11 protein-coding genes and 1 tRNA gene are annotated in these 11154 nt (G+C 65.7%); 3 read left to right on the forward strand and 9 right to left on the reverse strand.

Going from position 1 to position 11154, the window contains the following annotated elements; translation table 11 throughout:
• Positions 1-57: 57 nt before the first annotated feature.
• Positions 58-438, reverse strand: coding sequence for a hypothetical protein (locus RW112_RS13300; RefSeq protein WP_317782241.1), 381 nt, complete (start codon positions 436-438; stop codon positions 58-60).
• A gap of 229 nt (positions 439-667) precedes the next feature.
• The gene (locus RW112_RS13305; protein WP_305942665.1) at positions 668-1522 is read right to left on the reverse strand and encodes a LysR substrate-binding domain-containing protein; all 855 of its coding nucleotides are present in this window, start codon (positions 1520-1522) and stop codon (positions 668-670) included.
• A gap of 140 nt (positions 1523-1662) precedes the next feature.
• On the opposite strand from RW112_RS13305, the gene RW112_RS13310 reads away from it, so the two are divergent.
• Positions 1663-3159: an MFS transporter gene (locus RW112_RS13310; RefSeq protein ID WP_317782242.1), complete on the forward strand. Its 1497-nt coding sequence runs from the start codon at positions 1663-1665 to the stop codon at positions 3157-3159.
• Here RW112_RS13310 and RW112_RS13315 read toward each other — a convergent pair.
• From RW112_RS13315 to RW112_RS13325, 3 genes are all read right to left on the reverse strand, one after another.
• Complete coding sequence (locus RW112_RS13315; RefSeq protein WP_317782243.1) at positions 3092-4252, reverse strand: N(5)-(carboxyethyl)ornithine synthase; 1161 nt, start codon at positions 4250-4252, stop codon at positions 3092-3094. The genes RW112_RS13310 and RW112_RS13315 overlap by 68 nt on opposite strands.
• Positions 4249-4398, reverse strand: coding sequence for a hypothetical protein (locus tag RW112_RS13320; protein WP_305942662.1), 150 nt, complete (start codon positions 4396-4398; stop codon positions 4249-4251). Before RW112_RS13320 ends, RW112_RS13315 begins: the two co-directional genes overlap by 4 nt.
• A gap of 101 nt (positions 4399-4499) precedes the next feature.
• Positions 4500-4573 (reverse strand) — tRNA-Gly (locus tag RW112_RS13325).
• 266 nt (positions 4574-4839) lie between these two features.
• Between RW112_RS13325 and RW112_RS13330 the strand changes: the two genes are divergently transcribed.
• Complete coding sequence (locus tag RW112_RS13330; RefSeq protein ID WP_317782244.1) at positions 4840-5286, forward strand: SRPBCC family protein; 447 nt, start codon at positions 4840-4842, stop codon at positions 5284-5286.
• 26 nt (positions 5287-5312) lie between these two features.
• On the opposite strand, the gene RW112_RS13335 is transcribed toward RW112_RS13330, so the two are convergent.
• On the reverse strand, positions 5313-7073 hold the full coding sequence (locus RW112_RS13335; protein ID WP_317782245.1) for a CAP domain-containing protein: 1761 nt from the start codon (positions 7071-7073) through the stop codon (positions 5313-5315).
• 189 nt (positions 7074-7262) lie between these two features.
• On the opposite strand from RW112_RS13335, the gene dcd reads away from it, so the two are divergent.
• Entirely contained in the window at positions 7263-7838 is a 576-nt protein-coding gene (dcd, locus tag RW112_RS13340) for a dCTP deaminase (protein ID WP_305942659.1), read from the forward strand.
• A gap of 135 nt (positions 7839-7973) precedes the next feature.
• Here the strand turns inward: dcd and RW112_RS13345 are convergent, their stop codons facing one another.
• From RW112_RS13345 to RW112_RS13355, 3 genes are all read right to left on the reverse strand, one after another.
• Positions 7974-9161 (reverse strand): cation:proton antiporter, encoded by a 1188-nt coding sequence (locus RW112_RS13345; protein WP_317782246.1) that lies wholly within the window; start codon positions 9159-9161, stop codon positions 7974-7976.
• 5 nt (positions 9162-9166) lie between these two features.
• A complete protein-coding gene (locus tag RW112_RS13350) occupies positions 9167-9649 on the reverse strand; it encodes a cation:proton antiporter regulatory subunit (RefSeq protein WP_305942657.1) in 483 nt (160 codons plus the stop codon).
• Between the two features lie 64 nt (positions 9650-9713).
• Positions 9714-11117, reverse strand: a complete 1404-nt coding sequence (locus tag RW112_RS13355; RefSeq protein WP_317782247.1) for an MFS transporter — start codon at positions 11115-11117, stop codon at positions 9714-9716.
• Between the last annotated feature and the right edge of the window lie 37 nt (positions 11118-11154).

The raw sequence follows: 11154 nt of genomic DNA on the forward strand, positions 1-11154 counted from the left end.
GGGTGAGCGCCGGCGGCGATTGCTGTTTCGCTGTTAAAGGGTTGGCAGGAAAGTTGGCTAGCCCAGATACCAGCCGGGCGGCACCCACGAGGCCGGGACCGAGTGTGCCGAGAAATCTTCGCATCCGGTGCAGAAGTACGTTACTTCGCCCGGCTTCCGGAGCGTGCCGTCGTGCCGGAACTTTGCCGGGACGAAGGTCTCCAGGTAGATGAATTCATCCGTTCCGCATCGCTCGCAATAGGGGCTGCCTACGAACTCAGTGTCCACCAGGGTGGCTGCGGGGTGCGGTTCGCGCTGACTGACCGGGTCAGCGTGTGCGTTTGTTTCGTGATGTGCCGGCGTGTTGCGGTGCGTACCGACGGTCAGCGGGCGTACCGTTTTGAACGAGTGGACTGAATTTGAGACTGAAAGATGCGGGTGGTTCGTGGTTGGCGTCATCGCGTGCCTGTCCCGAACGTTGTCCGTCAGGAGCCCCCTAGGCAGCGGCGGCGGACACGGTTCGTCATCGAATCGTAGTCATCGGCTTCTGCTTAACCTTTAACAGAATTCAAGCATAATTTACGCACGTAATAACTTCAATCACTTACGTGCCATAATTACCCGCGTGCGGTCGGTACCTACTTGATTAATAAGGCTCCGACCCCTTTATTCGAATCTTCGAACGGCCCTAGCCAGTGCGCTTAAGGGTGCGGCCCACAATTGACTGGGTGAGCGCTTCGATCACTTCGGCATTGGCCAGCGGGTTGCGGATCAGGGTGAAATCGACGTCTCCCACCGGCGGCAGGTCAAAGCGGCGGGTGATGATCTTGAGGTCGTCCGGAACCAGCGACGATGGCATCACGGCCACTCCGATGCCGGCCCGGACGGCCGCCAGCACACCGCTGATCTGGCGGGTGGTGCAGGTGATGCGCCAGGTCCTGCCGCGGGATTCGAGGGCGTCGATGGCAAGCTTCCTGCTGAGGCTGGGTGAGGGGTAGGCGATCAGCGGAACAGGATCGCCGGGTTCCAGCGCAGTTTGCTCCAGGCCAACCCACGCGAAGGCGTCATGCTGGACCACTGTTCCGTCCTTGGCCCCGGCGACCCATTTCACGAACACGAGGTCGAGCTGGCCGGCGTTCAGCTTCCGGTAGAGCTGGTCGCTCTGGCCCACCGTGAGTTCCAGGTTGATCTGGGGATAGATCTGGCGGAACTCCCGGAGGATGCGGGGGAGCCCGGTGATCGCGAGGTCGTCCGCCGTCCCGAAGCGCAGCCGGCCCCGCATCGCCGACCCGGAGAAGTAACGGGATGCTGCATCATGCGCGGCGAGGATGGTACGGGCGAAGCCGGCCATGGCATCCCCGTTGTCCGTCAGCCGGACGTCCCGGGTGTCGCGGGCAATCAGGACCCGCTTTGCCGCCGCCTCCAGCTTGCGCACATGCTGGCTGACGGTGGGCTGGGCCAGCCCCAGGCGCTCAGCGGCCTTGGTGAAGCTGAGGGTTTCGGCGACCGCCAGGAAGGAGCGGAGCTGGGCGGGTTCAAACATGGCACTCCCGGGCTGGGCTGGACTCTATGCGCTGATATTACGCTTCGCAATGTTAGTTATAGGAACAATACGCTTCCATAATCCATCGCGGCCACCATAGCGTGGACATATCCCGCCCCCCCGCACCTTGAGGATTCCCTGTGGCACCCCCTCCGCCTTCCACGGCAACTGTCAGCCAGCCCGTCATCGACTCCGCAGCCTCCCCGCCACCCACGTCCCCGCCGTCCCGGACATCGTCACCGACATCGCCACCGCAATCGCCACCGCGTGACGTGACCCAGCCGCTCGCCGTCGTCAGTGAACGGCTCCCTTGGCGCCACACCTTCATTTCCCTCCGCGTCCCCAACTTCCGCATCTTCGCCATCGGACACTTCATCGCGGTGATTGCCCTCTGGATGCAGCGGATCGCGCAGGACTGGCTGGTGCTGCAGCTTTCCGGCTCCGTGACCGCCGTCGGCATCACGGTGGCGCTGCAGTTCCTTCCCTCGCTGGTCCTGGGTCCGTGGGGCGGGATGATGGCCGACAGGTTCCCGAAACGGAAGATTCTGGTCCTCTGCCAGGCCGTTGCCGCCGTCCTTGCCGCGGCCCTCGCCGTCCTCGCGCTGAGCCAGCGCATTGAGGTGTGGCACGTCTACGCCATCGCCCTGGCCCTGGGCCTCGTCACCGTACTGGACCAGCCTGCCCGGCAGGTGTTCGTCAACGAGCTCGTCGGCCCCGCCTACCTGCGCAATGCCATCAGCGTAAATTCCACAACGTTCCAGCTGGGCGGCCTGATCGGCCCCGCCCTTGCCGGGCTGCTGCTCACCGCCGTCGGTGCCGGCTGGGCCTTTGCCGCGAACGCAGTGGCCTGCTGTTCCACGGTGGCCATGCTGCTGCTCCTGCGCAAGGACCAGTTGTTCATCAGCGCGCCCGCGCCAAAGCGCAAGGGCATGCTCCGGGAGGGGCTGCAGTACGCGCTGAGCAAACCGACCATTTACTGGCCGTGGCTGATGGCCGGTTTTATTGCGGTTTTTGCCATGAGCCTGCCGGTGCTGCTGGCCGCCTTCGCGGACCACGTGTACGACGCCGGCGCCGGCGGCTACGGCCTGCTGAACGCGCTGGTGGCGCTCGGTGCGCTCGCCGGAGCAGTTACCTCGACCCGCCGCCGGCACCTGCGGCTGCGGTCAGTGGTCCTGGGCGCCGGAATGTACGGGCTGATGCTCTGCCTGGCGGCCCTGGCGCCGTCCATGGCCTGGTTCGGCGCGGCCATGGTGCTGTCCGGCTTCTGGTGCCTGATGTTCCTGACGGCGTCGAACCAGCTGGTGCAGATCAGCTCCAACATGGGAATTCGCGGCCGCGTCATGAGCCTGTACATCATGGTGCTGATCGGCGGCCAGGCCATCGGCGGTCCCATGATCGGCTGGATCGCCGAACACCTGGATCCGCACACGGCCATCCTGGTGTCCGGCGGGGTCCCGGTGCTTGCGGCGGTGACTGTCGCCGTCGTACTGGCCCGGCGCGGTGCGCTGACCCTCAAAGTGGACCTCAAAGACCGGCGCCACCTGCTCCGGATTGTCAGCCGCGCAGCGGCTACGCGTCCAGCGGGGCGTGCGGGTATTCCGCCTGCCGCTGCTGGAACTGCAGCACGTCCTTATTGAGGATCTCGCCGTCGCGGATCTCGATGGCCCGGGCGATCGTCTCATTTCCGGCCCACGCCTCGGGGCCGGAGACCACGGTGTCCAGGAAGGGGAGCAGCGCTTCGCTGATCTCCCAGCTAGAGGAGTTCCACAGGTAGGACGGACTGTGGTCCACTGCGTAGTAGTCAATGTGGTCGCCCACAGTCAGCATGGGCTCGGCGAAGGTGGTGGTCTTCGCCCAGCTGAAGCCCATCCCCTCGTCGCAGGAAACGTCCACGATCAGGCTGCCGGGACGGAACGCCCCGAGGTCCTCTTCGCGCAGGTACGTCAGCGGCGCGTTGGGATCCTGCAGGGTGCAGTTGACCACAATGTCGCTCTCGGCCAGGAACGGAGCCAGCGGCACCCGCCCGCGTTCGGTGATGACCTGGCTGAGGAACGGCGCCTTGTCGTCATGGTCGAACTGCGCGATCCGCACTGAATGGATGGGAGATCCGACGGCGGCAACGCCCCGGTTGGTCAGCACCTGGACGTCGTGGATGCCGTGGGCGTTCAGCGCCGTCACGGCGCCGCGGGCTGTAGCGCCGAAGCCGATCACGACGGCGGTGAGCCGCCGGCCGTAATCCCCCGTGGAACCGGTGAGTGCCAGGGCGTGAATGACCGAGCAGTAACCGGCCAGTTCGTTGTTCTTGTGGAAGACGTGGAGGCCGAAGCCGCCGTCGCTGGCCCAGTGGTTCATGGCCTCGAAAGCGATTAGCGTGAGCTTCTTGTCGATGGCCAGCTGGGTGACGGCGCGGTCCTGGACACAGTGCGGCCAACCCCAGAGGACCTGGCCGTCGCGGAGTTCTGCAAGGTCTTCGGGCTGCGGTTTGGGCAGCAGCACGACGTTGGCTTCGGCAATGATCTCGGTACGGGTGGCAATCCGTCCCACGAGGGTGGCCAGATGATGGTCCGAGACGCCGAACCGTTCGCCGTAGCCCTCTTCGAGGATGATCTGCTGCCGCACTTCCGGTGCGATGCGGTCAAAATGCAGGGGGTGCAGCGGGAGGCGGCGTTCGTCCGGCTTCCTTGTGCTGGCAAGGACTCCGAGGATGAGGTGGTTCGCGGAACCGGTCACTTCTTTTTGGGGCTCGCTGCCTTGGCGGCCGTTACCTTGTCGAGGGAGCTGGGCGGCGCTGCCGCGGCCCTCTTGTCGGCACGTTTTTCCTTGATGGATTTGCCGGATTTTGCGGATGCTGCTTGACGCGGGGACTTGTCAGCCATGATTGCTCCTGTAGCGGAACCGAGGGGGTTCCTGACTCCTGACGATACAGGTAGCAACCTAATGCCCCGGCGGAAGGGCGGAGGAAGGCCGGTGGAAGAAATGGAGCGGCTGACGGGAATCGAACCCGCGTATCAAGCTTGGGAAGCTAGCGCTCTACCATTGAGCTACAGCCGCAAGGGGTCCCGCCAATACCTCGGCCAGGTCCCGGTTGCGTCAACCGGATTTACTTTACCCCAGCCGTGCACCCTCCTTGAACAGGGACACGTCCGTCTGGCAGCAGGACCCTTTCGGTAACGCTTGGGTCCGTTCGATAACTGTTCGGTTAAGGCGCGCCCGCAGCCGCCCGGGGGATGCTTGGGCTGACTATCCTATGTGGGTTAGCTGCAGTATCAGGGGAAACGGGCTACGCCAGAAAGCTGTCCGACAATCAAGGGATCCCCGTGGCATTTGCAGAGTACGAGGTCGTCGTGAAACGCGATGCCATGACCGTGTACCGCTTCCTGCAGGACGGGCTGAACCTCCCCTCATGGCGGGAAGGCATCCGGAACATTGAACTTCGTGGGGGCGCCGTCGGTGCGAAGGGCGCGGTCTACCAGCAGACCCTCACGGGCCCTGCGGGACGCCCCATTGCCGCGGACTTCCAAATCACGCACCTGCGGCCCGGTGCAGAGATCCAGTTCCAGGTGGTTGCCGGCCCCGCCCGCCCGCACGGCGGCTACTACCTGAGCAGCGAGGGGACCAACACCAGGGTCCGCTTTGCGCTGGAGTACCGGCCTAAGGGGCTCGCCGGACTGATGGACTTCATGATCCAACGGACCATGAAGGCGGAAGTGGCCCAGCTGGAACGACTTAAGCAGGTTCTGGAAGCCCGGCCGGCTGAGTCCTAGCGGCGGGCCGAATACTGCCTGCTGGGTTACTGCGCGAGCCTCTGGCCCGCCCACGCACCCGTGATGGACGACGGCGACGCCAGGCTTCCGCTGCTGAGGTCCCAGTACTGCACCACGTCGCCGGCGCGCCGAAGGGCCAGCCCCCTCGAGTTCAGCCCCGTGACATCCCGGAGCGAACGAATGGCGGTGACGTCCGTCCATCCGCTGGCCACCACGGCCCGGGCTTCGGCCCGCGGTGCCGGCGCCCCCGAGCCGCGGTAGAGACGGACGTTTCCGTCCGGCTGCCGGGCCAGCAGGTCCTGGAAGCCGTCGCCGTCGTAATCCGCCATGGCCAGCCGGTTGGCTGTTACTCCGGATGCCATCAGCGTCCGTTCCACCAGGTCGACTTTCCCGCGGTTCGGGTACAGCCAGAGGTTTCCGGAGCCGTCCAGGGCCACCAGTTGCGGGAGCCGGTTGTTGGCGCACCAGCCTCCCACTGCCACCGTCATGCCGGCCCAGCCGGACCGTCCCAGCGTTACGGCGGTGAGGAACCCGCCGCCCGCCGCACCTGAGTGCAGCGTGACGCGCCCGTCAGTCCACTGGACCAGGACGTCAAAGACACCGTCCCGCTCCCAGTCCGTGACAAAAAGCTCCTTGGCGGAACCGAAACCGGTGCCGATGACCTGCTGTGCGCCGTACTGCCGGTTCCCCAGCGACGGGCGGTTGAGGAGCTGGCCGGACGAGTCAACTGAGACAAGGTCGCCGGGACCCTTGATGGCTGCCGCGGCCAGGGAGGCCGTCGGCGGCATGTGCCGTGACAGGGGGTCGCACACACTCGCGGGCTGCACCGGCAATGTGCTGCTGCCGCCCGGGCTGGACGTGGTGCCCGCGGGCAAGGAGCTGTACCCAAAGAAGTTCACCACGCCCCACATGGTGTACCGGTTGGGAGTGGTCTGCCAGTTGCCGTCCGTGAAGGTGATGCCGATGCCCATCACATTGAACCGCGGGTCTTTCAGAATCGCATTATGGGCGGGTGAGCCCTTCCACCACTCCACAAGCTGCGCGGCATCGCGGTCCCAGCGGACGGCAATGACCTCGCCGGCACCGTTCGTGGGGCTAAGTGCCCGCGAGTCAGTCCAAAAGCTAGAGCGGTGTTCGATGACTTCCCGGGACGCGATGCTGTCCGACCACTCCTGGGCCATCCCGGCCACGGTGGCGTGGTACTTCACGGCCGCCAGGCCGAATGATGCCCGGTAGCTGTTGATGGCGTTGAACACCGCATTGATCTGTGCCGACGCGTCGTCGCGGACCAGCGCCTGGGTTGTCAGCGACTCGCTGCGGAGGGATTCCGTTCCCGTCGCGGGAGCCGTTTGATCCGGTGACGCCTGGGTGAGTGCCGCCAGGTCTGACTCCGTGGCCGACAGCGGGGGAATGGACGCCGGTTCGGGCGCTGGGTCCGAAGCCGGTTCCTCGGGTGACGCCTCGGTGGCGGGAGAGGCAGGCTGTGCCTCGGTGGAGAGCGTGCCGGCGGCTGCGACGGCGTCCGCTGTTCCCGAGGTGTCGGCCAAAGCGGACGCGGGGCTGCCGGGGTCCCCTTCGGTAATATCAGGGTCCACGGCGGGGGCGAGCCGCTGGTCCGGCGACGCATCAGCGGCGTCCGTTCCGTCGTCGTACACGGCCGACGGCGGGCCGAGCGTCACGCTCTGCGTTTGACCGCCCGCCACGGAAGACGCGGCGGGGTCCGGGCTTGAGGAAGATCCCCCCAACTGGCCGGCGGCAGGCGGGATGAGCGCCAGAACGCAGATCATGGCCGCGAGTGCACGTGCCGAAATTTTCCTCAAGCCAACCCCAGATCCGATCGGCGCCGCCTCCTGGAGAGGGGGAACCACTGTCACAGCAGCAACTTCACGCTCATCCTTTATCGGAGATGACGTTCCTTAACAGCAGTAACAGTAACCCCGGACCGCGGGCTCGGCAATGGTGCGGTATTTTTGAGTGTGCTGATCTCCGACCGCGATATTCGTGCCGAAATTGATTCCCAACGGATTGTCCTGGACCCGTACGATCCGGTGATGGTCCAGCCGTCTTCCGTGGACGTCCGGATTGACCGGTTCTTCCGGTTGTTCGACAACCACAAGTACGCCCACATCGACCCCGCCGAGGACCAGCCCGAGCTGACGCGGCTCGTGGAAGTGGACGCCGGCGAGCCGTTCATCCTCCACCCGGGCGAATTCGTGCTGGGGTCCACGTACGAAACCGTCACCTTGCCGGACGACATTGCGGCACGCCTCGAAGGCAAGTCCTCACTTGGCCGGCTGGGTTTGCTGACGCACTCCACCGCAGGGTTCATCGATCCCGGATTCTCCGGCCATGTCACCCTGGAGCTGTCCAACATGGCCACGCTGCCCATCAAGCTGTGGCCGGGCATGAAGATCGGCCAGTTGTGCTTCTTCAAGCTGAGTTCGGCGGCTGAATTCCCCTACGGATCCGGCGAGTACGGCAACCGCTACCAGGGCCAGCGCGGTCCCACGGCCAGCCGGAGCCACCTGAACTTCCACCGCACCGAAATCTGAGGGAGCGTCGCCGGGAAGGCGGCAGGATCTGAGGGAGCGTCGCCGGGAAGGCGGCAGGATCTGAGAGGGCGTCGCCGGGAAGGCGGCAGGATCTGAGGGAGCGTCGCCGGGAAGGCGGCAGGATCTGAGAGGGCGTCAGATGGGGCGGGCGACGGGTCGGGCCCGGGCCGGACGCAGCATCTTGACGATCGGCTCCACGTAGCGGGCCGCCAGCGGCCCCATGATCGCCATGATGAGCACGTAGGCGGTGGCCAGCGCTGCGAGGTCTTGCGGCACCACGCCGGAGGCCACTGCCAGCCCGGCGATCACGATGGAGAACTCGCCGCGGGCAATCAGCGCTGCCCCCGCGCGGAACCGGCCGGGCAGCGCAATCCCTGCGCGCTTGGCCGCCCAGACTCCGGTGATCATTTTGGTGGCGGCCGTCAGGACCGCCAGGAGCAGCGCCCAGCCGAGCACCGGCGGGATGGATGCGGGGTCCGTGTTGAGGCCGAAGACCACAAAGAAAAGCGCTGCGAACAAATCCCGCAGCGGCTCGAGGACCCGGGTTGCACTGTGCGCAGTGGCTCCGGAAATGGCGATTCCCAGCATGAACGCCCCCACTGCGGCCGAGACCTGCATGGCGGCGGCGAGGCCGGCAACGAGGAGCGCAGCCCCGAGGAGATTCAGCAGGAACACCTCTGAGTTTTCGCTGTGTACCGCCTTGGACACGTGGTGCCCGTGCCGGAGGGCCACCACCAGCACCACCGCCACCACGGCCAGCGAAATCCCCACGGTCTGCAGTCCCATTACGAAGCTGACCCCGGCCAGGGTGGCTGTAAGGATGGGCAGGTAGATGGCCATCGCAAGGTCCTCGAAAACCAGGATGGAGAGCACCACCGGGGTTTCGCGGTTACCGATCCGCCCGAGGTCCGTGATCACCTTGGCGGCAATGCCGGATGAGGATATGTAGGTCACCCCGCCCATCACCATGGCCCCCACCAGGCCCCAGCCCAGCAGGACGGCCAGCCCGGCGCCGGGAAGAAAGTTCAGCAGGAGGTCAAGGACGCCGGCTTTCCAGGACCGGCGCAGCCCCGTGACCAGTTCGGCGGCCGTATATTCCAATCCGAGCATAAGCAGCAGAAGGATGACGCCGATTTCGCTGGAGATATGCGCGAACTCGTGCATGCCCTCGAGCTTGACCAGGCCGCCGGCGCCGAAGAACAGCCCGCCCACCAGATACAAGGGAATGGGGGACATCCCGATCCGCCCGGCCAGCCTCGCCAGCAGGCCCAGGCAGAACACGACGGCCCCCAGTTCGATGAGGGTTAGCGCGAGCGGGTCCATGCCGCTCAGCCGTTGCGCAGGATATCGGCCGCCGTATCGAGGCCTTCTTGCGTTCCCACCGCCACGAGCAGGTCGCCCGGGTGAAGGACGACGTCAGGCCCGGGGGAAGGGAGGACTTCGCCTTCCCGCATGATGGCGACAATTGAGACGCCGCTGCGGGTGCGGATGCACGCCTTGCCCATGGGCTGGTTATGGAACGGTGATTCCCCGCCGATGGAGAACTGGCGGGTGACGATTCCGGGAATTTCGCGGTGCTCTTCGGAGAGCTGCATGGCCAGCCGCTGCCCGCCCAGCAGGTTCCCCAGGGCCGCGGCTTCTTCGGCAGTCAGGGGAATGGACGCCTGGCACGTGTCCGGATCGTCCCAGGTGGAAACGATCAGTTCGGTCTGCCCCTCGCGGTACTCCACCACGCCGATCCGGCGCCCGGAAGCGGTCATGAAATCCTTGCGCCTGCCGAGGCCAGGGAGGTCTGTCTCATCCACGTTCATGGCACCAGCCTAGTCCGCGCCGAGGCAGTTGTAGCGTTGAAACAGCTATTTCCCCGCCGCCCGCTCAGGCGGCCGGAACCACGGCGATTTCAACCTTCCCGGGCGGCTTGACCGGCAGCAGCACCAGCAGCCCGGCCAGCAGCACCACCATGATGCCGAGGATTCCCCAGCGCTGGGCTTCCCCTGGCGCCACGAGCGGCGAGGCCACCGCGATGCAGAGTGTGAAGAGGGTCGGCGCCAGGAAGCTGACGGCGCGGCCGGTGGTGGCGTACAGGCCGAAGAGCTCCCCGGACTCCCCGTGCGGCGCCAGCCGGGCAAGGTACGCGCGGGATGACGACTGGGCCGGACCTACGAAGAGGCACAGGAACAAACCGAATACCCAGAACGTGGTGGTGCCGGCCCAGGCCTGGCCGAAGAAGACGTAGCTGCCGTTGCCCAGGACCAGGATGACAGTACCCGCAACCAGCAGTCCCACGAGCGAGCCGATGATGACGGCCTTGGGCCCGATCCGATCGTCCAGGAAGCCGCCGATCATGGCTCCCACAGCTGCGACGATGTTGCCGAAGATCGCGAAGAAAATGACTTCCTTCAGTTCAAAGCCGAAGGTTCCCGCCGCGATGATTCCGCCAAATGTAAAGACAGCGGCCAGGCCGTCCCGGAAGATGGCGCTCGCGAGCAGGAAGAAGATGGTGTGCGGGCTGGTCCGGTAGATCGCCTTGATGCGGCGCACCAGCAGGCCGTAGGAGGCCCCGAATCCCAGTTTGGCGCCTTGCTGCGGCCTGGGCAGTTCCGGTACGGCGAACAGGACAGGCAAGGCAAAGATGAAGAACCAAAGGGCGGAGAACACCGCCACGAGGCGGATGTTGAGGCTGTCCTCGGTGGAGGCGCCGAACCACGCGAAGCTGGGCTGGACGAACAGCTGCAGCACGATCAGCAGGGCGACGATCCCGCCGAGGTAGCCCATGCCCCAGCCGAAGCCGCTGACCTTGCCGATGTTCTTCGGGGTGGAGATCTGCGCCAGCATGGCGTTGTAGTTCACGCCGGCGAATTCGAAGAAGACATTGCCTAGGGCGATGAGCGTGACGCCCAGGAGCAGGAACTCGGGGCGCGGAAACACAAAAAAGCACAATCCGGTCAGGACCGCGACGGCGGCCGTGTTCACACCCAGCCACAGCTTCCTGCGGCCGCCGGTGTCTGACCGCTGGCCCGTCACGGGGGCCAGGAGGGCGATGGCGGCGCCGGCTATCGCCAGGGCTCCGCCGAGCACCGCTGAGGCCTGGTCCTCGCCGCCGAAGGCGTTGGAGGTCAGGTACACGGTGAACACGAACGTGGTCATCACCGCGTTGAAAGCCGCTGAACCCCAGTCCCAGGCGGCCCAGGCAAGGACCTTTCCCTTGCTGGCGGCCTTCGTGCCGGACTCCAGTTCGGACGGGGGATGGGTAGCCGGGGAGGCGGCGACACGGTTCATAGGCTGAATGGTATCCGCCCCTGGCGATACGGCGGGC

The organism is Arthrobacter sp. B10-11, assembly GCF_033142195.1.
In the GTDB taxonomy this organism is placed as follows: Bacteria; Actinomycetota; Actinomycetes; order Actinomycetales; family Micrococcaceae; genus Arthrobacter; species Arthrobacter oryzae_C.